We start from the raw sequence: 20,954 nt of genomic DNA on the forward strand, positions 1-20,954 counted from the left end.
AGAGCCTCAGCTCTATTTGAAATTTGACTTCGCTATCGCTACGTCTAATTGGCCAGAACCTCAGTTCTATTTGAAATTTGACTTCGCTATTGCTACGTCTAATTGGCCAGAGCCTCAGCTCTATTTGAAATTTGACTTCGCTATCGCTACGTCTAATTAGCCAGAGCCTCAGCTCTATTTGAAATTTGACTTCGCTATCGCTACGTCTAATTGGCCAGAGCCTCAGCTCCTCCAACAATTTCTAAAATTTCATTGGTGATAGCTGCTTGTCTTGCTTTGTTGTATGTTAACTTCAACTGATCTCTTAAGTCTGTTGCATTATCTGTTGCCTTGTGCATTGCAGTCATACGAGCACCATGCTCACTGGCGAAAGAATCACGAATTCCTTTGTACAATTGTGTTTTCAATGATTTCGGAATCAATTGCTGTACAATCTCTAATTTTGCAGGCTCGTACACATAATCCGTATTTGTATTTACCTCTCCATCCATTGGTTTGATCGGTAAAAACTGCTCTGTTATTACAATCTGTGTTGCCGCATTTTTGAAACTATTGTATACAATTTCGATTTTATCATAAGCTCCAGAAGTAAACATTTCCATGAGCTCCTCGGCAATTAGGGCTACATTATCAAAAGTTAGTTCCTCGTAGATAGCACTATGATTTTTAACAACCGAATGTTTTTTCTTAAGGATATCATTCGCTTTTTTACCTATAGCCATAATATCAACATGCTTCCCAGCATAGGCCTGACCAGCTAAAAGTGCCGTTTGTTTAATAATGTTTGTATTAAAAGCACCGCACAAACCTCGGTTCGAAGTGATAGCCACAAGTAACACTTTATTGACTTCGCGCTTCTCTGCAAATTGACTGCCAGCATCTCCTTCTAAACTTGCACTCAAACTCTGTAAAAGTTCAGTGAGCTTATCTGAATATGGTCGCATTGCGGTAATAGCATCTTGGGCTTTCTTCAATTTGGCAGCGGATACCATTTTCATGGCACTAGTAATCTGCATCGTTGAGGATACCGATGATATTCTATTACGGATTTCTTTTAAATTTGCCATTTTTTCTAATTATGAATTCAGAATTCTCAATTAAGAATTTTTAATTATTGATACTACTATTTTTGTCAGTTCTTCGTATTTCAGTTGAAGTTGATTCGGAATTTCCATAGTGGTTTCTTCAATAATATCTAACCAATATGAAGTTTCGTCTGCTTCTTTTAATGCGATATCGAGTGTGTTTTTGAATTCATTCAATTGTGCTTACTCCTCTTTGCGATTTTCAAACATTTATCGCCAAGACTAGGTCCACATTTAATTCATTGATTTGCTATTTCAAACCCTTTCTACTCTTTTAAAATGCTACTAAAAAGAACAATTTAACAACCAAAGTAGTAACTTTTAGCTACGATCAAATTGTTCTTTTCTTTTTAACTCATAATTCTGAACTCAGAATTATTTTTTATATTTCGCTGATAAATCTTGAGCTACTGAGGTTAATACATTAATAACTTCATCGCTTAGTTTACCTGCTTTTAAATCGTCTAAAACAGGTCTGTGCTTCGCGTTTAAGAATTCTATATAATCTTTCTCAAATTCTTTTACTTTATCTACAGGAACGTTTCTTAACAAGTTTTTAGAACCTGCATAAATAATCGCTACTTGATCTTCAACGGTAAACGGATCGTTTTGTGCTTGTTTTAAGATTTCGACATTACGACGTCCTTTTTCAATGACATTTAAGGTTGCAGCGTCTAAATCAGAACCAAACTTAGCAAATGCTTCTAGTTCACGGAACTGAGCTTGATCTAGTTTTAAAGTACCTGCTACTTTCTTCATCGATTTTATCTGAGCATTACCTCCCACACGAGATACCGAAATACCTACGTTAATGGCAGGACGCACCCCTTGGTTAAATAAATCTTGCTCCAAGAATATTTGACCATCGGTAATCGAAATTACATTTGTTGGAATATAGGCAGAAACGTCACCGGCTTGTGTTTCAATAATAGGTAGCGCGGTAAGTGAACCTCCTCCTTTTACCATAGGTTTTAAAACGTCTGGTAAATCGTTCATGTCTTTTGCTATCGCATCATTAGCGATGATCTTTGCAGAACGTTCTAATAAACGAGAGTGAAGGTAGAAAACATCGCCTGGATAAGCTTCACGTCCTGGAGGTCTTCTTAATAAAAGAGAAATTTCTCTATAAGCTACCGCTTGCTTTGATAAATCATCATAGATGATTAAAGCAGGACGACCTGTATCTCTGAAATACTCTCCAATGGCAGCACCAGCAAATGGAGCATAAACCTGCATGGAAGCTGGGTCAGAGGCATTAGCAGCAACGATAGTGGTGTACGCTAAAGCTCCGTTATCTTCTAAAGTTTGAGCAATATTAGCTACGGTAGATGCTTTTTGACCTATTGCAACATAAATACAATACACGGGTTTTCCTGCATCGTAAAATTCTTTCTGATTTAAAATAGCATCAATACAAACCGTTGTTTTACCGGTTTGACGGTCACCAATAACTAATTCACGTTGACCACGGCCAACAGGAATCATGGCATCAATAGCCTTTATACCTGTTTGTAAGGGTTCTGTTACCGGCTGACGATAAATAACCCCTGGTGCTTTACGCTCTAAAGGCAAGTTATACGTTTCACCAGAAATAGCACCTTTGCCATCGATTGGTTTTCCTAAAGTGTTTACCACACGACCAACAATACCTTCACCAACTTTTATAGAAGCAATAGTTTGGGTACGTTTTACAACAGTACCTTCTTTAATATCTCTTGAAGGGCTCAATAATACCACCCCAACGTTGTCTTCTTCTAAGTTAAGAACAATACCTTGCAAACCGCCTTCGAATTCTACTAACTCTCCATATTGAACGTTAGCTAATCCGTAAACTCTTGCGATACCATCCCCGATTTGTAAAACTGTACCTACTTCGTCTAAAGAGGCTGTAGCTTCAAATCCTGATAATTGCTTTTTTAATATTGCTGATACTTCAGCGGCTTTTACTCCTGCCATGTTGTATGTATTTTAATGATAAACCCTTTGAATTACCTTAGGGCAAACTTTTTAAAGCAAAATTTTATTATATACTGTTTGTAAACTCTCTTTTTAAATTACTCAATTTACTAGCGATACTAGCATCGTACTGTAAATCACCTACTCTAAGTATAAAACCACCGAGTATTTTTTCATCTATGGTATTTTGTACTTCGACTTTTTTCCCTGTTAATTCAGCTACTTTTTGAAGAATTTTTTTCTCCAAATCATTGGTTAGTGGAACAGCTGTGGTGACAAAAGCAACACCTCGGCCTTTTAAATCCTCATTTAAAATGAGGTGCTTCTGTGCAACTTCGTACAACAAACCAATTCGTTTATTGTCGATTAATGCGTTAATTAATCCAACTGTTATCTGATGAGATTCTTTAAAAACCTCAAACAGTATATTTTTTTTATCAGAACTTTTAATCACCGGACTCTGTAACACATCTGTTAGGGCTGCACTCTCACTGATGGTTTGTACAATAGAACGCATATCTTTTTCTAAAGCTTCTAAAGCCTTGTTTTCTTGTGCTAAGTCTATGGTTGCTTTCGCGTAACGTATTGCTGCTCTAGATTCGCTCATGCTTCTAGTTTAATTTGATATCACCTAACATATCTTCAACCAATTTTAATTGCTTGTCTTTGTTAGCTAATTGTTCTTTGATCACTTTCTCTGCAATATCAAGCGATAAGGTAGCAACCTGATTTTTAATCTCTGCAACGGCAGCTTTCTTTTCACTTTCGATAGCATCTTGCGCCTGCTTGATCATTTTGTCACCTTCAACCTTTGCTTGATCTTTAGCATCATTAAGCATTTTTTCTTTTATCTCCCGGGCTTCTTTAATCATTGCCTCTCTTTCAGAGCGTGCTTCTTGCAACAAACGTTCACTGTCCGCCGTAACGTTTTGCATTTCTTTTTTCGCATTTTCTGCGGCAGCAAGAGCGTCAGCAATACCAGTTTCTCGTTCATTTAAGGAATCCATAATAGGTTTCCACGCAAATTTTACCATTAAGGCAATTAATGCCAATAATAAGACTGTTTGAATTATAAATAAACCAGGTGAAAAATCGTTTAATAATGTTTCCATTCTATTGAAAAATTAAATTTTCTTATTTTTTAATTAAACAAGTTCTGTAACCAACCGTTACAGAACTTGTTCTTGATAAATTTTCAGGCTTTTAGTTTTTACCTAAGATTAAAGCACCGAATGCTAAACCTTCTAAAAGTGCTGCAACAATAATCATAGCCGTTTGGATTTTTCCAGTCGCTTCTGGTTGACGAGCAATACCTTCCATTGCTTTTCCACCGATTTGACCAAGACCAATCCCTGCTCCGATTACTACTAAACCTGCTCCAATTAAATTGTACATAGTAAATTGATTTATATTAAATTAAAAAATAAACTCTTGTTAAATAAAATCTGCTCTTACATCTTCCGCATCAGGAACGTCGTGTCCGTGGGCGTCATGTTCATGATCGTGATCGTGTTCTGCTACGGCCATACCGATAAATAAGGCCGAAAGCATGGTAAATATATAGGCCTGTAAAAAGGCTACTAAAAATTCAATAAGCATTATCAAAAAGGACAATATAAACGATAATCCTGTTGCTCCTGCAACGCCTAAACTCTCTTTTAAGTTAAACATAATGGCAATTAAACTCATGACTACAATATGTCCAGCAGAAATGTTTGCAAAAAGACGCACAAGTAGTGAAAATGGTTTAATTAATAATGCACCAGCTAATTCTATGATTGCTAAAACTGGTTTAATCAATACTGGCACCCCTGGCATCCATAAAATATGCATCCAGTACTCTTTGTTGCCACTAATGGTATAAATAATCAAAGTAAATATAGCTAACGCTGCCGTTACCGCTAATTGACCCGTAACGTTAAAACCAAATGGTGTTAAACCTAATAAATTTAATATCCAAATGAAAAAGAACACTGTAAGTAAGTAGCCCGTGAATTTTCTGTATTTTTTTTCTCCGATATTTGGTTTTGCAATTTCGTCTCTTACATAAATAACTAATGGTTCTAAAACACGAGCAAACCCTGTTGGAATACTTTTCCCTTTTTTATATTGCCTTGCTAGACCTCCAAAACCAAGGAGCATTAACAATCCAACCAGTAGAATACCGAAAGCACTTTTGGTGATTGAAAAGTCTAAAACTTTATATCCGTTTGTAGCGTGGTGTTCCTCATCAAAACTAACCGTTGACGCTCCTGCATCTAGTTCGTATATTTTCGTATGAATTTTTGCAAATTTCACTCCTTTTCTTTCCACTAGTACCTGACCAGCATCGTCATGATGAAATTCTGAAGACATAAATGTTACTAAGCCATTACTAGACCACAAAATTACAGGAAGAGGAAAACCTATGTGTTTTCTTTCGCCCGCATCATTGGAGTATGAAAACAGATGAAAATCATGAGAATCTTTTATATGGTGTAGGATATACTCATCAACCTCTGTTTTGGTATCTACAGGACCATCATCTTCTGGGTCAGAAAATGAAAAACCTTGAATGGTAAACATAAGGACAACTAATAAAGCTACTTTACTACTATATTTTGATGCTATATTCATTATAAATAATTCGAAAATTTGCTCCTTAAAAATTTGTGCAAAGGTAATTATTAATAATAAAAATCAAACATTTTTTTATTTAATTATTACGAAACTATACTTTGCGCAAAATTCTTGAAATAAAGAACACTTCAAATGATAGAAATAAGACTACTGGGATAAGGAGAGAAATACGTTCTAGTTTGGTCATTATCATCTCTGTGAATATCAAATTCTGAAATAGAATAACAAAAAAAAATATCTTTAAAAGTAAATTGGCTAAGTATATAAAGCCCAATTGATCTTTAAATTTTGAGATATTTGAAAGCACTAAAAAAATAATGCAAATAACTAAAGAGAAGAAAAAATGAAATAGGTATACGTTTTCTATTGCTTGTGAAAGTGCAACATTAGAGCTAGCGAAATAAAAATGCTGCAAATATTGTCCACCAAAAAATAGACAAGTAAAAACAATACTATAGATTAAAATAGCTTTTACCACAATAGATCTATTTGTTGATTTTATTTACTTGTTGTATTAAAGAAAATATAGATAAAAAAATAGCTACAAGAGTAACGGTTATTTCTAAAAAAGAGAATCCAAATTTTTTATCTAACCACGTACCTAAAAGATTTCCTAGGTATATAGTTAAACCCATTTGAAGTCCAGCTCCTGAAAGTCGCGCAGCATTTTTTAATCCTTGACTTACTTTTTTAGGAGGCTTTTGTGGTTCCATTAGTGCTTGTCGCAGGTTTGTTCTGAGTAGGAAGTTTACCGCCACCCATGGTACAGGCAGCATTAAAAGTGGCCCCTGGTTCTACTGACAATTTTGCGACCGAAACAACACCTTCAATTATTGCTGATGATTTTAAGGATAATAAATCAGAAACTAAGAGTTCGCCATTAAAGCTCCCTTCAATATCTGCATTAACACATTCAACTTTTCCATGGATATAGCCATCTTTACCGATGACTACCTTACCAGAGGTTTTTACATTACCATCTAGTTTGCCATCAATTCTGAAATCTGCTTCTGAAATGATATCACCTTTAATTTTGGTGTTTTTTTCAATACGGTTGGGTTGCCCTCCTAGTTCTGCCATTGATTTAGGTTTTTTGTTATCTGAAAACATGTTCTACGGTTTTGGGGTTACTACGCGATTTTTATATGCTTGTAAATTTTTATGAATTTGTATGATCTTGTAGTTAGCGGATAAAATTACGAAATTCTCTTTGTTAACTTGGTATTCTTTGTTGTTTTTTAGCAATTCCGCAAAGCCTAAAGCAAAATCTTCACTTCTAAACCCATGGATGACCAGAAACTGATTTTCTAAATTATAAACATCAATAGATGCTGTATTCAAGTACTTTAACTCCTTTATGGCTTTTTCTACAACTTGTTTTAATGCACCTACTTTTTGGTCTTCAGTCATTTTAAATGGAAATATCAATTTCCATTGCTCTGATTTTTTGGCCAAATTTGCCTCGGCAAAATCTTTAACTGCTAATTTTGGTAATTGGTCTGCAATGATTTCTTTCGCTTTTTTGCCTTCAGGATTATTTGGGTAATTCAGGGCAACATAGTTCAAGGCCTCTTCAAAAGCAGTAAAGCCTTGAATTCTACCTATGGCGTTGGCCTTCAACAGTTCAAATTTGGGAACTATCGGATCTCCTGTATACATATTGATATTTTCCTCAGCATTGGTAATTACACTCAAGAACTCTTGATTTGTAAATTGTTTATAAAGTTGCGCATATTTAGCGTCAGGGCTATCCGCATCTCCTTCTAAAACCGCCTCAGGATTTAATAGAATTACCGCATACCTAGAATCTGGATGATTGGTAATAATATCCTCTTTCATTTGTGTCGTTAATGGACTTCCAGACGCTTCATAGATTTTAAACAAGTTGTATTTCGAAGGCAATATCAGGCGCTCCTCGGGATTGCCTTTTAAAACGGATTCTAATTTGCCGGCAGCAATTAAATTTTCTTTAAATTTTTCTTTATAAATCAATCCCAATTGATAATTAGCTAGGTTTCTTTCCGTTTTTAAACTATCAATAACCCTAACATCTGTCGGAACTTGATCAAGGTAAAAAGCTATTGAATATTTTAGATCTTCTGAATTTTCAGTAGCGCTACTTGTTGTATTTTCTGCGATGGCATCGTCTGTACCCAGAGTACTTTTCGATTTATTGGCCCAGCGCCAATTATCCTCTAAAACGCGATCTCCCCAACGCGTTTTAAAGTCTGTTTTACCGTAGCCTAAACTCTGAATATTATAAAAATAGAATTTTCCTTTGTTTTGTTTTCCTCCTTTGGTGGCACTAAAAGCATCAATTCCTTTATTTTGCCGTGCTATTTCTTTTTTAGCGGCTAGTGAATCTGCTAGTTTAAGTTTTGCAATATAGGCGCCAAAATAGGCAATTTGTTTTCCTTTAGGCATGCTATACACGGTCATGACACTATCGGCGTAACTCACAATTTCTTCGTAGTTGATCACATCTTCAAGATTGTCGAGCTTCTTTTTTATGGCACGATATTTTTTCGTGTTCTCTGGTAAATTTGAAAGTGTACTATCATAATAGGCACCAGCCGTTTTATACGCGCTTTTATCAAAATTATACTCTCCTAAATTTTCATAATTTAAAGCGTTTAATTGCGGCTTGTTTTGGGTAACTCGTAACGACTTATTAAAGTAGGCCAATGCCAAGCTGTCTTTTTCATTCCATAAGTGGTATTCGGCTATCTGCCGAAATATTTTGTCTAAAAAAGGTCTATTCTCCCTATCTTCTTCTAAGGCGGTTAAGTACTCGAATACTTCTATTTTATTTGCTGAAGTTAAGGGGGTATTTTGAATTTTCTGTAAATGTGCATTTATCATTAGTTCACGTGGCGACTTTCTGTTCAAGTCAATAACCTTGTCAAACGCATAGTTTGCGCTGTCCTTATGGCCTAATTGATTGTATAATTGTCCAATAATAAATAAGTAACGTCCTTTTTCCGTATTTACTTTTGTGTAGGCTTGGGCAATTTTTAATTGCTGCACCGCGGTATCAATTTTTGTGAGGTTGATGTATGCTTGTGCCATCATTGCCCTGGCGTCGGCATATTCTTGATCTTTTAATACTTCGTACTTAAAAAGTCGTTTAAGGTTTTTTATCGCAAGCTCATCGTTTTCTAATCGGATATTTACTTTTTCGCGCCAAATAGCGGCTTCATTTAGCTTATCACTCTTTGGATACTTTTGGAGAATATAATTAAAGGCCTCTAGTGCAGGTAAAAAGCGTTGCTCGAAATAACGGGTTTTTCCTAGAAGTAAAAAGGACTCGTCTGTCTGCGGGTTTCGTTCTTCATCCTTAATATCCATACTGTGTTTCTGTATGGCTTTTGTTGCCTTTTCTTCGGCAATTTCGAATTTTGGATTTTTGTTTTCAGAGTCTAAAATTATTTCTTCACGAATAGCTAGTCTCTCTATAGGCAATACTTCCCAGTAATTATCTTGATAGTTGGCATTTAACGCTTCTCTCCCTTCTTCAAAGGCAATATTTCCATTATAAAGTACATTGTATTTTGTATTTAACGCATGCCAATTGCGATTTACAAGAGCGTCTTTTTTAGTGGAACATGCTAAAAATAGCAGTCCACTTAGGAGTAATACTAAAATAAGTTTTAACCGGAGTTTCAATTTTTCATGTTTATCTACTAACCTAAACTAAAAAACGGCTTGATTATTATGTAGTTTACCGATAAAATATACATTATTTTATAGATGTAACTGGTGTTGGTTTTTTAAATGAACTTTTTTAACCGACCATTCGGTTTGTTTGCTCTCTCATATCAATTTTTTATAGCCTTAAAGCTGCCATTTGTCGAGAAAATCGATTCATGCAACCAAATAGAAGACACTTTTATTTGGTGTGGGAGACCAGGAAGCAGACTATGTAGTTGGTAGTTAAGATTTTGAGCATTTAAAAAAATGTAAGGATTACCATAAAGCGCAGGCTTCAATTGAATTGCTTTTTATGTCTTTTAGGCAAGAAATGAGCCAAGATATATGGGTTAAGCTCCAAAAAACACTTCCAACTCTTTCAAGGTCGCTGCCGAAGTTTTAATGTCTTTTACAAGTTCCCCTTTATTCAATACCACAATACGTTCGCAGACTTCGGTAACGTGAATTAAATCGTGGCTAGAAACTAAAACAGTCACGTTTTGCTGGGCAGCTAAATCTCTTATAATTTGTTTTAAACGAATTTGTGTGGTTGGGTCCAAATTAGCAAAGGGCTCATCTAAAATAATAACTTCAGGATTGCCAATAAAGGAAGCTACAATGCCTGCTTTTTTCTGATTTCCTTTTGATAAATCTCGTAAATATTTCGGCTGACCTAAGATCTCTCCGTGGAAAAAATCTTTAAAATTGGCGAGTAGTGCGTTTACATCGGCCTTATTTTGCCCTCTTAACTCACCAATAAAGTAAAAATACTCTTCAGCGGTTAAGTACCCAATTAAAAAGGTTTCATCAATAAACGCAGAGGTAAAAGGTTTCCAGTCTTCACTGGTATTTACTTGAACGCCGTTGTTATTAATGTGCCCTGTGCTAGGCTGAATTAAATCGAGCAATAGGCTAAAAAAGGTTGTTTTTCCAGCACCATTATTTCCAACCAAGCCAAAACTCTGCCCTTTCGGTATTTCAAGAAACGGAATGTTTAAAACGGTATTTTTAGTATAGCTTTTTGTTAGGTTTTCTACTGTTATCATAGGGTGAAAATGTTTTAGGTTTCTGGTTTAAAGTTTTTTATAAAATTCAACTACTTCACTAATCCACTAGCAAACTAGATCACTAACTACTACCTTAACTCACTTGCTTATACGCTAATAATGTTTTGTACTTTTCTTTTTTATAAATTTCTTCAATTTTTTTAAATACAAAACCTTTAAATGCAAAGCCTATAACTCCTGCCGCGGCAACGAAAATATAGCCAGCCGTTGGGCTTATGAGGTAATGTCCTAGCCCATAAATGAGTAAGGGTAATACTAATTTGGGTAAGGAAAGCAGCATGGTTTTTAGATTAAAAGACTGCTTATCGCCAAATGCTTTTTTTGAGGAGGTTAAATCGATCGGAGTTCTCGTATAGGCACCTGCCAATAGCACCATATAGGAGTTAACACCAATATTATAGGTAGCGCCCACCAAAATAGCTAAATACGCATCTATCCCAAAATATAAGTAAAATGAGGCTATAATAGTACTGAGAATCGTGGCAATGACGATTAAATACCATTTGGAGTCTAAATATTCTTTGTACTTAATGTTTTGTGACATCATAAGCGGATAATAGGCGCTATCCCAACTAGGTACAAACTGCCCAAAACTAAATAAAAATCCGCCGGAGATAAAAATACCTGCAAAAATCTTCCAAACTGGGCCATCATAGGTTTCTATGGCTCCTGTAAAGAATAAAAAGCCATAGAAAATAAACATAAAGCTTGTGATAACGGCCATTTTGGAGCGTTTATTTCGCTTAATCATTTTGATGTCATTCTTTAAAAAAGTACCTAGATTTCCAAAGCGGTTTAACCAGCTTAAATCTTCGGTTTTAGCAATAGTTTGTTTTTTTGATAAACCGGCATCTAGATATAAGTTCTTTTTAAAATGAAGAAAAGCAGCATAATATAAACTAAGGGCTAAGACCATAAAAAATAGGGACAACCAAGGTATCGTAAATAGTGCGCCAAATAAAGGGGCTGTGAATTGGGTAATATCAAAGAGTTCAAAATATTGGCTTATCCCTAAACCGGCTACAACAGCAAGTACAGGGTAAAAAATACTATCTTTATTATTGACTAAAATGTTGATAAAATTATTACTGTAAATGATGGCCATTAGGGCTACATGCCAACCGATAACACCTAAAGGATTGTAACCTTCGATAAGTAAAACTATAGAAAACGGAATAAAAAAGAAGGCATGCGACCAATTGAAAAAAGACAGTATAGTTTTTCCTAAAGAAAAATGTACCACCTGGCTTTTAGGTATAGGTAAGTAAAGTAAAGGCTTTATATTGGTGACAGGCATTTTTTGCAGCATATAGCGGAAAGCCAGATCGAAGGCGATATAATAAATGATATAGGTATTCACCACATCAAAGGGGTCGCCCATATTTTGATCTTCAATCAGAAAATAAACTCCGATACCCATTCCTATAAAAACAAGAGCCATATATAGGGCAAAAAAGCCCATGACTATTTTAATAGCGATATTACTTTTCAATGAGGCCGCCCTAAAAAATGATTTCCATTGTAGGCTAATAAAATGTTTAAACATACTAGCGGATTATTTGTACTGTTAGTGCTAAAATATAGGTTTTCGTTACAAACTATGCATTAATTTGTACTCAGGATAGGTTTCTGAGAGCAATTCTTCGGCTTTTGGAGGGATTACAAATACCATTACGTAAAATAATAGTAGTAATGAAACCGTAAAAAATGCTATCATCCCTAAGATATAAGAGTTTTCAATTTCAAAGCGAATATTGAATAGATGTATAGGAAGTTGAAAAATGGTGAAAATCCCCATTTGACCAAGTAACATTTCTTCTAAAAACCATTTGCGCTCTTTCTTCTTTAAAATGCGATTATAGTTAAACATTTTAATTGTTGATGGTATTAAAAAGAGTAGAAAAATTAATACAATAGCATAATTTTGATAGTCAACTGGAATAGTCTTTAGTACATAATATAAAAGCGTACTTAATAATAATGTCAAAGCTAATTTAGGAAGGGTAAAGTACTCCTTATAAAAACGCAGAATAATTTTCCAATACCTTTTTGAAAGTGCCTTTTGGCGTTCTGCGATGACATCTTGAAAACCGAAGACGCCAAACTTTTTAAATTCTTTATCTAGGGCATCTTGAAATGTTAGTTTAGGATTTTTAGCGATTTGCGCCTCTATTCCGTAGGCTAAATGATCGACCAATTCTGTTTGTAAATCAAAATGATATACAAAATGTGCTCTGGTGAATTTGTAGAGCTCTTGTATGTGTTCTGGTGTTAGCTTCATGCCAATTTGTTAGTATAACGTTCGGTATATTCTTTTTTGAGTTGTAGAAGTGTTGCTACTAGAGCCATTCCTAGAATCAGTAAATATGACACAAAAAGTAGGCTTAAGTTCTCATAGTCTCCAAAGAGTGTTTTACCATACCATGGATTTAAAAATGAATTGAGAATTTGAGTCACAAAAGAGGTGATAATGGTCATCCGTTCTATACCCGAATACCGTTCTTTTTTACCAAATCTAAAAATCATGGAAAAATAAAAAATAAATATCGATGTGATAAAAGCAATAGGGGCAAACTTTAAAAAAGGAGCCAAATCTATATAATTTGAAGTCATTTTTAAAGCTAAAAAACAAAGTACAAAAGTAAGAAGCGATATGGGTTTTATGGTAAAGGTACCAATGGCCTTCAACACTTTTATATCAGTTGTTTTAGTAAACTGTTTGTTTTGCTTTTGTAATTGCTTTTTATGCAACACCATATAGTTTTTAAAAGCCTTATAAAAATCTAGCTTTTCGCTTTTCATTTTATGTTCTAATGCTGAGGCTACCTGATCTAACATTTCCATACGCACATCTACAAACTCGATTTCTGAATTTTTTAGATAGGTGTCTATGGCTTGTATTTGAGTTTCGTTCAATGTCATGCCAAATACACTTTTAAAAACTGGTAATCTTTTAGAATACCTTTTCTGATTTTTTCAAAGGCCATTAATGCTGCAACATTTGAAACCATTGCTATTCCAATATATGCATTAAAAAAATATAAATTATCGAAGGCATCCAACTGTAAAACCCCAACACAGTAAACGAATAAATTAGGAAAAGAAAATACCTGCATCAAATGAATACTAGATAATAATTGCTTTCTTTTTTTTAAGCTTATACCAAAAGAAATCATTTTATAAAACTGAAACACAGAAATAGTAAACAGGGAGCCAATTAAGATTCCTTTATACGTTAATTCTTCTTCAAAAAATAGATAGAGCACATAGTAGAACAGAATGGCAAATAAAATCAGAACTAGGGTTTTTATATTTAGAAATAAGTTTAAAAATTGTTTCCAAACTTCTTTCTGATAGCTCCAATGTATTGCTTTTTGCTTCTCTTTTACCACTTTTTTACACCAAGGCAAGCGCTCCTTTAAAAAGCTATTTAAATCAGGATAGTTGTCTAGGCTCTCATATTCATTGATTAAATGATCCATCAACTCATAACGAACGTCTAGATACTTTATTCCCTTTTTTTCTAACCAGCGGTCTATGTTTTGTATGTCTTGTTTAACTAGTTTCATCATGTCCGTTGTTATTCAATACTCCAATTAGGGTTCACCAAATTTTGCATGCTTCGGATAAATTCTTCCAATTCGGCTAAGCGGTTTACGGTTTCTTTTTCTCCTTTTTCGGTGAGCTTGTAATATTTACGAAGGCGATTATCTACTTTTTCTACCTCAACATCTAATAAGCCTTCGGCTTCTAATTTGTGAAGCGCAGGGTATAGTGCTCCTTCGGTGATATTCAACTCTCCTTTTGATAGGTTTTTTACTTTTTGGGTTATTTCATAGCCATACATTTTACCTTGCTCTTCTAAAAGCTTCAAAATAATAGTGTTTAAACTGCCCTTATATAGTTTTGAATTTCCCATAATCTACTTTTAGTCTACTCCAAGGGAGGAAACTATATTCTAAATTTTTCACAAAAACCATCTCTAACCCAAATAGCTTCATTACAAAGAAAGCTGCACATAAGCCCCCCTCCTTTGGAGGGGCTGGGGGAGGCTTTACATTTAGCTAAAATACATAATTTTCTTATGTATAAGAATCTTAGGCATATAATTTTATAACTTTTCCGTTTTAAATGGGTTGCGCTTTCCTTAATTTCGCAAAAAAATTATTTTATGAGCGATTTTCATTCTCTAAAAGTTTCATCAGTACAACAACTAACCCCAAGTTCCGTTGCGATTTCATTTACTATTCCTGAACACTTAAAAGATACTTTTTCTTTTAGTGCCGGACAATATATAACCATTAGCAAAGAAATTAATGGCGTTGAGGTACGCCGGGCCTACTCCATTTCTTCAGTGCCTGCCTCTGGAAAAATTACGGTAGGGATTAAAAAAGTGGCTGAGGGTATTTTTTCGGTGTATGCGAACGAAAAAATTAAAGTGGGTGATATTTTAGAAGTTATGGAACCCGAAGGGCGTTTTGTTTTTGAACCGTCTAATAGTTCAAAAAATGTAGCTGCATTTGCTGCTGGGAGTGGTATTACGCCGATTATGAGTATTGCCGAAACAGTTTTAGAAAGTCACTTAAACAGTACTTTTGTTTTAGTTTATGGCAATCAGTCTCCTGATGAGCTCATGTTTTCTAAGGAAATTGAAGCCTTACAAAAAGCATATCCAAAGCGGTTTTTTGTACAAAAAGTATACAGTAGGGCTAAAGAGGAGGACTGTTTATTTGGAAGAATTGAAGCTTCTACGGTAAATTATATTGTAAAAAATAAATTTAATGATACTTCGTTCGATGCATTTTACCTATGTGGTCCTGAAGAGATGATCGACTTGGTTTCTGACACCTTACAAGAAGCGGGTACTCCAAAAAATAAAATTCATTTTGAGTTATTTACATCTTCAGAGACTGTAGATACCTTGGCAGAAAACTTAGATGGTAAAACACAGATTGAAATCGTAGTAGATGATGAAACATTTACTTTTACCATGGATAAAAAAATGCTCGTTTTAGATGCGGTCTTAAAAGAAAATATTGATGCTCCGTACTCTTGTCAAGGAGGAGTATGTAGTAGCTGTATTGCACGTGTCACCGAAGGAAAAGCCGAAATGGTTAAAAATCAAATTTTAACTGATAGCGAAATTGCCGAGGGATTAATTTTAACCTGTCAAGCGCATCCGTTAACGGCAAGCTTAAAGGTCAATTATGATGACGTATAGGCTCGCTCTAACTCCCTTAAGGGCTAATCACATTGTTTTAAAGCGCGTTTAAACATTGGTATAATTTAGTGAAATTTGATTCGATTTTACTCCGCGAACCTTTGCGAACCTTAGTAAACCTCTGTGATTTAAGTATTACACAGTGTTCCACAAAGGTAAAATGAGTTTCCCAGATGATTCTTCAATAATTATTCGTGTAAATAAGTGAAATTCGTATTAAGTATATCTTGACCGTCACTATCTAGACCAAGGCGCTTAGTGTGCCATTGTCTTTTCAAAAGCTTTACAAGCATGATCATAACCAATATCATAGGCTTTAATCATACCCTTGCGATCTAGAATCCCTATGTTTTCGAGTTCATTAGGGGAAATAAGAACATCACAGTCTACTAATTTATTTTTTGACGAAGCATAGATCATTAAACCCGTAACGCGACCTGTTAACTGAAATGAATTTTTTAAGTCTTTTTGCGCTAATTCTTTGGTCACGGATACATTACTGCCGATAATAAAGTCTGAGGAATGTAGTAAAGGTTCTGTCGGAAAATTATTCATGACACCACCATCAGCAAATAAATTGCCTTTTAACTCTACAGGGCTAAAGACTGGGGGTAAAGCAGCCGAGGCCAAAAGTGGTCGTATGAGTTCACCTGACGAAAAAAATTCTTCTTCGCCTTTTTGCAAATTGGTCGCTACTACATATAATTTTTTCTCTAAGGCCTCAAAAGAATTTTCAGGAAAATAGTGTTTAAATATATCGATATACCGATCGGTGTCTATAAATCCAGACTTTACAATAGTTAAAAAATTATATTTAAAAAGAGGTGTTTCTTTAAAAAAACGCATCATATCTTCCATAGAGTTGCCATTGGCGTATAAAGCGCCTACCAAGGCACCAACACTACTTCCAGAGATTGTTTTTGCCTCAATACCAAATTCTTTCATCGCTTGTAGTACACCAATATGCGCCATACCACGCACCCCACCACCAGAAAGTACCAAGCCAATGCTTTTTGAAGTGTTTAAGTTTTTATTCATTTTACCGTATCCAAAGGCTACAAATGTACAGGCTTAATCTTGATTTTGAAAAACAAATTATGCTTTGAGTTTTAGTCCGTGGTAATGTGGTACATTCGGCGTATTTAAAGGATTAAAAGTGTTGTATTTCTTGATATTTTTTGACCTTGATAATCAAGGAAACAAATCCCTGAAACATAAGGGAGTTTTTTTTTTAACTTTTTATTTAGTTTTGCTGTAAGTTAATAATTCTAGTCCGACCAAACCCAAGGTGAATTTTTATCGTATGTTTACTGTAGGCTATTTATATGAATCCTAATCAGCAATCTAAAACAGCAATTTTATGCTTTGCTAATTCCGCTCAGGAGGAGGTAAAGCACAAATACCTTCCTAAGGGAAGGGACTTATTTAACGCGCTAACGAACAACACCTTAAAGACCGTTGAAAAAACGGGTCTAGCTTATTTTCATTTTACGGAAAAGCAGCAACTAGGAGCCACGTTCGGTGAGCGCTTTAGTAATGCCATACAAGCAATTTTTGAAAAGGGGTTTCAACGGGTGATCACTGTTGGTAACGATACGCCACTTCTAAAATCACAACATATTGTTGAAGCTGTGCGGCAACTAGAATCTAAGAATGTGGTTTTAGGACCGTCTTTAGATGGCGGGTTTTATTTATTGGGAATTCACAAAACGCACTTCAATAGAGAACAATTTATAGACTTGCCTTGGCAAACGAGCAGTATTAAAAAAACACTTTTAACCTTGGTTAGATCGTACAAGGATACTCAGGTTGCTTTGCTTGCGAATTTAGGGGATATTGATGCTAAGGAAGATGTTCAGCGTCTTTTCAATTTTTCTTCAGTCCTTCCTCGGGAAATAGTACAACTTTTTATCCAAATACTTAGAGAATTTGTCAAGATTACGACGCGTTCTTTTTTAATTGTTACAGATAATAAGCATTTCATTTACTTCAATAAAGGTTCTCCTAGCTGCTAAGTATGCCATTTTACAGCATCAAAATTTTGTCTTCAACTACAAGAAAATTTTGATGTACAGCCGTGTTATGATTAAACTTTAGAACCAATTATGAATTATTTATTTACGGTGGTTGCTATTTGCTTTTCAGCAATGGCCTTCTCACAACAAACCATTTCTGGTACCGTTACTGATGGTGAAAACAACCCCTTGTCGTATGTCAACGTAGCCTTAAAGGGAAGCAACAAAGGCAGTATTACCAACGAAGACGGAAACTTTGAGATTGTTATTTCAAATGAAGGCAATACTTTAATTTTTTCAGCACTAGGGTTTCAAACCAAAGAAGTTCTGGTAAAAAATACACAAACACTAACGATTGTGCTTGTAGAAAGTTCGGAACAATTAGGCGAAGTGGTGATTACGGCATTGGGGGTAAAACGGGAGACCAAAGAGTTGGGTTACGTAGTACAAAGTATTGATGCCAAGGAAGTTTCCGAGGTAAAATCAGTTAATTTTTTAGACAATCTCAGTGGTAAGTTAGCAGGGGTAAGCATTACTCAGGGCGCAACAGGTGTTGGTTCTACTTCAAAAATTACCATTCGTGGCGAAGCATCATTTTCAAATAATAATCCACTTTTTGTGGTGGACGGTGTACCTATAAATAATAATTCAGTTTTTAATTTTAGCAATGAAGCTGCTGCTGGCTTCCAAGAAATTGATTTTGGTAATGGCGCTATGGAAGTAAATCCCGATGATATCGCAGAAGTATCTGTCTTAAAGGGTCCTAGTGCTGCGGCACTTTACGGCACAAGAGCATCAAATGGAGTGATTGTTATCGAAACTAAAAACGGTTCAAAAAGTAAAGGCCTGGGCATTAGTTATAATACTAGTTTTTTTGTGGATAGCGCTTTTCGATTGCCAGATTTTCAAAACCAATTTGGACAAGGAAATTCAGGCCAGTTTGCTTATGTAGATGGTTTGGGTGGTGGTGTTAATGACAATATATCGTACAGTTGGGGTCCTCGATTAGATCAAGGTCTATTAATTCCTCAGTTCGATAGTCCCGTTACCTTACCCGATGGCACCCTAGTTCGCGGCGCAGACACGGCATTATATAGTGGTTTGCCGATTACACCTACACCTTTTATTTCGCATCCTAATAATCTAAAAGATTTTTACAATACTGGAAGCACTTTTATTAATAATATCGCTATTTCCTCAAGTTTTGACCAAGGAAATTACCGTCTTTCGTTTACAGATTTACGAAGTGAGTCTATTATTCCGGGCGTAAATTTAGATCGACAAACACTAAGCGCACGATTAGGATTTGCCCCTACCGATAAATTGAAGATTAACGCAGCTGTGAATTATATAAATTCTCAAAGCGACAACCGTCCAAGCAATGGTTATGGTTCTGAAAATGTAAATTATGCTTTGGTAGGTTGGGGCCCTCGCTCAGCCGACATCAATAGCCTAAGAAACTACTGGCAGCCAGGTTTAGAAGGCTTACAGCAGTATTCGTTTAACTATACTTTTTTTGACAATCCCTTTTTTACCCTACTCGAAAATACCAACTCTTTTAATCGGGATCGTGTGTTTGGAAATATTGCTGCAAACTACCAAATCACAGAGCACCTAAAAGCCAGCATACGATCAGGGATGGATTATTCCAGTGAAGTACGACAGCTACGAAGAAATTTTAGTTCTAACCGCTTTAGAAATGGAGGTTATGCGGAGCATGATGTATTGTATAGAGAAATTAATACCGATTTTCTTTTAAATTATGGTCAGGTCTTTAATGATTTTAAAGTAGATGTTTCACTCGGAGGAAACCGATTAGATCAAAAGGCCTTTACAGGACAATCGCAAACAACAAGTTTGGCGCAACCAGGTATTTTTAGATTATCAAATGCCGCTTCGCCTATTGAAGTTTTTGAGTTCGAATCGAACAAGCGCATCAACAGTTTTTATGGGATTGCCAAATTTGGCTATAAGAACTTTTTATACCTCGATGTTACCGGAAGAAACGATTGGTCAAGTGCCTTAGCGACCCCTTTCTCTGTGGATAACACTTCTTTCTTTTACCCTTCTGTTTCTTCCAGTTTTATATTGTCAGAAGTTTTGGAACTTCCCCGCACTTTTTCTTTTGTAAAGTTAAGAGCGAGTTGGGCACAGGTGGGTAATGATACTAATCCCTATCAAACAACAGGAGCTTTTGTAGCACAAACGCCTTTTAATGGCCAGCCTACCTTTAGCAATCAAAATACCATTGCGAACCCTAATTTAAGACCTGAAAGTACCTCTTCGTTTGAAGTAGGAGCAGACCTTAGGTTTTTCGGGGATCAATTGCGTTTTGATATTTCGTATTACAATGCCCTTACCACCGATCAAATTATTTCATTGCCCATTGGTATATCTTCAGGATTTACCCAACAGGTAGTTAATGGAGGAAAAGTACGTTCAAAAGGGCTAGAAATTATAACAGGAATTTCGCCTATAATTTCCAATAATTTAAGATGGAATAGCACTTTAAATTTTAGCACCAATCGGGCTACGGTTGAAGATTTACCACAAGATGGCGGGCGTTTAACCTTAGCGTATTCCAGAATTTATGACAGCCAAAACCAAACGGTATTTTTACAAGTTGAAGAGGGTGGTCGAGTAGGTGACTTGTATGGTACGGGCTATTTAAAAAATGAGAATGGAGACTTTATTTTAACCAATCAAGGGCGCTATATTCCTGACAATAATTTACAAAAATTAGGAAATTATAATCCTGATTTCATGCTGGGGTTCAACAATCAATTGAACTACAAAAAGTGGGATTTAAGCTTTCTACTCGACTGGCAACAAGGAGGTATCATAGTGTCTAGAACTAGAGCCTTGGGTAATGTTGGCGGGCAATTAGCAGAGACAGCGTTTAGACCAGAAGCAGGGATTATACCGAACGGTGTGGTTAATGTGGGTACGGCTAATGCCCCTGTTTTTGAACAAAATACGCTGGCTGTGTCTGCCGAAAGTTATTACCGGCAGTTCTACGATCGCAATCATGAAGAAAATAATACCTATGATGCGTCATTTTTAAAATTGCGTCAATTTGCTGTGGGGTATACCTTCGATAATTTAAAAGTTTTTAATCAGAGCGCCAGCTTACAGCTGTCCTTAATCGGCAGGAATCTTTTTGCTATTACAGAGAATCCACATTTTGATCCTGAGCAATTATCTGTTCAAGGCCAAGGCTTTGTTGGTGGCGTAGAAGACATGTCGTACGCAACTACCCGAAGTATCGGATTTAAAGCTGGGTTCAATTTTTAAGAAAAAG

At 35.6% G+C, this 20,954-nt stretch carries 21 protein-coding genes; 3 read left to right on the forward strand and 18 right to left on the reverse strand.

Annotation, left to right across the window (positions count from 1 at the left end):
• Positions 1–206 precede the first annotated feature (206 nt).
• The 17 genes from atpG to GQ45_RS11015 all read right to left on the reverse strand — a co-directional run bounded on the left by atpG (position 207) and on the right by GQ45_RS11015 (position 14,336).
• The gene (gene atpG, locus GQ45_RS10940; RefSeq protein WP_047417778.1) at positions 207–1,067 is read right to left on the reverse strand and encodes an ATP synthase F1 subunit gamma; all 861 of its coding nucleotides are present in this window, start codon (positions 1,065–1,067) and stop codon (positions 207–209) included.
• A 30-nt stretch (positions 1,068–1,097) separates the two neighbouring features.
• Positions 1,098–1,262 (reverse strand): four helix bundle protein, encoded by a 165-nt coding sequence (locus GQ45_RS18245; RefSeq protein WP_231555188.1) that lies wholly within the window; start codon positions 1,260–1,262, stop codon positions 1,098–1,100.
• A gap of 198 nt (positions 1,263–1,460) precedes the next feature.
• Complete coding sequence (gene atpA / locus GQ45_RS10950) at positions 1,461–3,041, reverse strand: F0F1 ATP synthase subunit alpha (protein ID WP_047417781.1); 1,581 nt, start codon at positions 3,039–3,041, stop codon at positions 1,461–1,463.
• A 67-nt stretch (positions 3,042–3,108) separates the two neighbouring features.
• A complete protein-coding gene (gene atpH / locus GQ45_RS10955; RefSeq protein ID WP_047417783.1) occupies positions 3,109–3,648 on the reverse strand; it encodes an ATP synthase F1 subunit delta in 540 nt (179 codons plus the stop codon).
• A gap of 4 nt (positions 3,649–3,652) precedes the next feature.
• Positions 3,653–4,153, reverse strand: coding sequence for a F0F1 ATP synthase subunit B (locus GQ45_RS10960; protein ID WP_047417785.1), 501 nt, complete (start codon positions 4,151–4,153; stop codon positions 3,653–3,655).
• A gap of 91 nt (positions 4,154–4,244) precedes the next feature.
• The gene (atpE, locus tag GQ45_RS10965; protein ID WP_047417788.1) at positions 4,245–4,436 is read right to left on the reverse strand and encodes an ATP synthase F0 subunit C; all 192 of its coding nucleotides are present in this window, start codon (positions 4,434–4,436) and stop codon (positions 4,245–4,247) included.
• A 39-nt stretch (positions 4,437–4,475) separates the two neighbouring features.
• Complete coding sequence (gene atpB / locus GQ45_RS10970) at positions 4,476–5,657, reverse strand: F0F1 ATP synthase subunit A (RefSeq protein WP_047417791.1); 1,182 nt, start codon at positions 5,655–5,657, stop codon at positions 4,476–4,478.
• Positions 5,658–5,751: 94 nt separating this feature from the next.
• Positions 5,752–6,138: a DUF6168 family protein gene (locus GQ45_RS18375; protein WP_369798294.1), complete on the reverse strand. Its 387-nt coding sequence runs from the start codon at positions 6,136–6,138 to the stop codon at positions 5,752–5,754.
• A 7-nt stretch (positions 6,139–6,145) separates the two neighbouring features.
• Complete coding sequence (locus GQ45_RS10975; RefSeq protein WP_047417795.1) at positions 6,146–6,373, reverse strand: AtpZ/AtpI family protein; 228 nt, start codon at positions 6,371–6,373, stop codon at positions 6,146–6,148.
• Complete coding sequence (locus GQ45_RS10980; RefSeq protein ID WP_047417798.1) at positions 6,351–6,770, reverse strand: polymer-forming cytoskeletal protein; 420 nt, start codon at positions 6,768–6,770, stop codon at positions 6,351–6,353. Before GQ45_RS10980 ends, GQ45_RS10975 begins: the two co-directional genes overlap by 23 nt.
• A 3-nt stretch (positions 6,771–6,773) precedes the next feature.
• On the reverse strand, positions 6,774–9,326 hold the full coding sequence (locus GQ45_RS10985; RefSeq protein WP_047417799.1) for a lipopolysaccharide assembly protein LapB: 2,553 nt from the start codon (positions 9,324–9,326) through the stop codon (positions 6,774–6,776).
• Positions 9,327–9,700: 374 nt separating this feature from the next.
• Positions 9,701–10,396, reverse strand: a complete 696-nt coding sequence (locus tag GQ45_RS10990; protein ID WP_047417802.1) for an ABC transporter ATP-binding protein — start codon at positions 10,394–10,396, stop codon at positions 9,701–9,703.
• Positions 10,397–10,490: 94 nt separating this feature from the next.
• Positions 10,491–11,963, reverse strand: a complete 1,473-nt coding sequence (locus tag GQ45_RS10995) for a DUF5687 family protein (RefSeq protein WP_047417803.1) — start codon at positions 11,961–11,963, stop codon at positions 10,491–10,493.
• A gap of 45 nt (positions 11,964–12,008) precedes the next feature.
• Complete coding sequence (locus tag GQ45_RS11000) at positions 12,009–12,698, reverse strand: hypothetical protein (RefSeq protein ID WP_047417806.1); 690 nt, start codon at positions 12,696–12,698, stop codon at positions 12,009–12,011.
• Entirely contained in the window at positions 12,695–13,339 is a 645-nt protein-coding gene (locus tag GQ45_RS11005; protein ID WP_047417811.1) for a hypothetical protein, read from the reverse strand. The genes GQ45_RS11000 and GQ45_RS11005 overlap by 4 nt, the downstream gene beginning before the upstream one ends.
• Entirely contained in the window at positions 13,336–13,989 is a 654-nt protein-coding gene (locus GQ45_RS11010) for a hypothetical protein (protein WP_047417813.1), read from the reverse strand. Before GQ45_RS11010 ends, GQ45_RS11005 begins: the two co-directional genes overlap by 4 nt.
• Before the next feature lie 8 nt (positions 13,990–13,997).
• A complete protein-coding gene (locus tag GQ45_RS11015; protein WP_047417816.1) occupies positions 13,998–14,336 on the reverse strand; it encodes a PadR family transcriptional regulator in 339 nt (112 codons plus the stop codon).
• A 252-nt stretch (positions 14,337–14,588) separates the two neighbouring features.
• Here GQ45_RS11015 and GQ45_RS11020 point away from each other — a divergent pair, with 252 nt between their 5' ends.
• Complete coding sequence (locus tag GQ45_RS11020; protein ID WP_047417819.1) at positions 14,589–15,638, forward strand: ferredoxin--NADP reductase; 1,050 nt, start codon at positions 14,589–14,591, stop codon at positions 15,636–15,638.
• Between the two features lie 255 nt (positions 15,639–15,893).
• Here the strand turns inward: GQ45_RS11020 and GQ45_RS11025 are convergent, their stop codons facing one another.
• Positions 15,894–16,676, reverse strand: a complete 783-nt coding sequence (locus tag GQ45_RS11025) for a patatin-like phospholipase family protein (protein WP_047417822.1) — start codon at positions 16,674–16,676, stop codon at positions 15,894–15,896.
• A 287-nt stretch (positions 16,677–16,963) separates the two neighbouring features.
• Between GQ45_RS11025 and GQ45_RS11030 the strand changes: the two genes are divergently transcribed.
• Together GQ45_RS11030 and GQ45_RS11035 are read left to right on the forward strand one after the other, a co-directional pair.
• Positions 16,964–17,653, forward strand: coding sequence for a DUF2064 domain-containing protein (locus tag GQ45_RS11030; protein WP_047417825.1), 690 nt, complete (start codon positions 16,964–16,966; stop codon positions 17,651–17,653).
• Positions 17,654–17,743: 90 nt separating this feature from the next.
• A complete protein-coding gene (locus tag GQ45_RS11035; RefSeq protein ID WP_047417828.1) occupies positions 17,744–20,947 on the forward strand; it encodes a SusC/RagA family TonB-linked outer membrane protein in 3,204 nt (1,067 codons plus the stop codon).
• Positions 20,948–20,954 lie beyond the last annotated feature (7 nt).

This window comes from Cellulophaga sp. Hel_I_12 (assembly GCF_000799565.1).
In the GTDB taxonomy this organism is placed as follows: Bacteria; Bacteroidota; Bacteroidia; order Flavobacteriales; family Flavobacteriaceae; genus Cellulophaga.

Coding starts and splice junctions, on each gene's coding strand:
- GQ45_RS10975 (WP_047417795.1), bottom strand. CDS start 6,373: ATGGAACCACAAAAGCCTCCTAAAAAAGTAAGTCAAGGATTAAAAAAT.
- atpH (WP_047417783.1), bottom strand. CDS start 3,648: ATGAGCGAATCTAGAGCAGCAATACGTTACGCGAAAGCAACCATAGAC.
- GQ45_RS10960 (WP_047417785.1), bottom strand. CDS start 4,153: ATGGAAACATTATTAAACGATTTTTCACCTGGTTTATTTATAATTCAA.
- GQ45_RS11025 (WP_047417822.1), bottom strand. CDS start 16,676: ATGAATAAAAACTTAAACACTTCAAAAAGCATTGGCTTGGTACTTTCT.
- GQ45_RS10995 (WP_047417803.1), bottom strand. CDS start 11,963: ATGTTTAAACATTTTATTAGCCTACAATGGAAATCATTTTTTAGGGCG.
- GQ45_RS11020 (WP_047417819.1), top strand. CDS start 14,589: ATGAGCGATTTTCATTCTCTAAAAGTTTCATCAGTACAACAACTAACC.
- GQ45_RS11035 (WP_047417828.1), top strand. CDS start 17,744: ATGAATTATTTATTTACGGTGGTTGCTATTTGCTTTTCAGCAATGGCC.
- atpA (WP_047417781.1), bottom strand. CDS start 3,041: ATGGCAGGAGTAAAAGCCGCTGAAGTATCAGCAATATTAAAAAAGCAA.
- atpG (WP_047417778.1), bottom strand. CDS start 1,067: ATGGCAAATTTAAAAGAAATCCGTAATAGAATATCATCGGTATCCTCA.
- GQ45_RS11005 (WP_047417811.1), bottom strand. CDS start 13,339: ATGACATTGAACGAAACTCAAATACAAGCCATAGACACCTATCTAAAA.
- GQ45_RS11010 (WP_047417813.1), bottom strand. CDS start 13,989: ATGATGAAACTAGTTAAACAAGACATACAAAACATAGACCGCTGGTTA.
- atpE (WP_047417788.1), bottom strand. CDS start 4,436: ATGTACAATTTAATTGGAGCAGGTTTAGTAGTAATCGGAGCAGGGATT.
- GQ45_RS11030 (WP_047417825.1), top strand. CDS start 16,964: ATGAATCCTAATCAGCAATCTAAAACAGCAATTTTATGCTTTGCTAAT.
- GQ45_RS11000 (WP_047417806.1), bottom strand. CDS start 12,698: ATGAAGCTAACACCAGAACACATACAAGAGCTCTACAAATTCACCAGA.
- atpB (WP_047417791.1), bottom strand. CDS start 5,657: ATGAATATAGCATCAAAATATAGTAGTAAAGTAGCTTTATTAGTTGTC.
- GQ45_RS11015 (WP_047417816.1), bottom strand. CDS start 14,336: ATGGGAAATTCAAAACTATATAAGGGCAGTTTAAACACTATTATTTTG.
- GQ45_RS10990 (WP_047417802.1), bottom strand. CDS start 10,396: ATGATAACAGTAGAAAACCTAACAAAAAGCTATACTAAAAATACCGTT.
- GQ45_RS10980 (WP_047417798.1), bottom strand. CDS start 6,770: ATGTTTTCAGATAACAAAAAACCTAAATCAATGGCAGAACTAGGAGGG.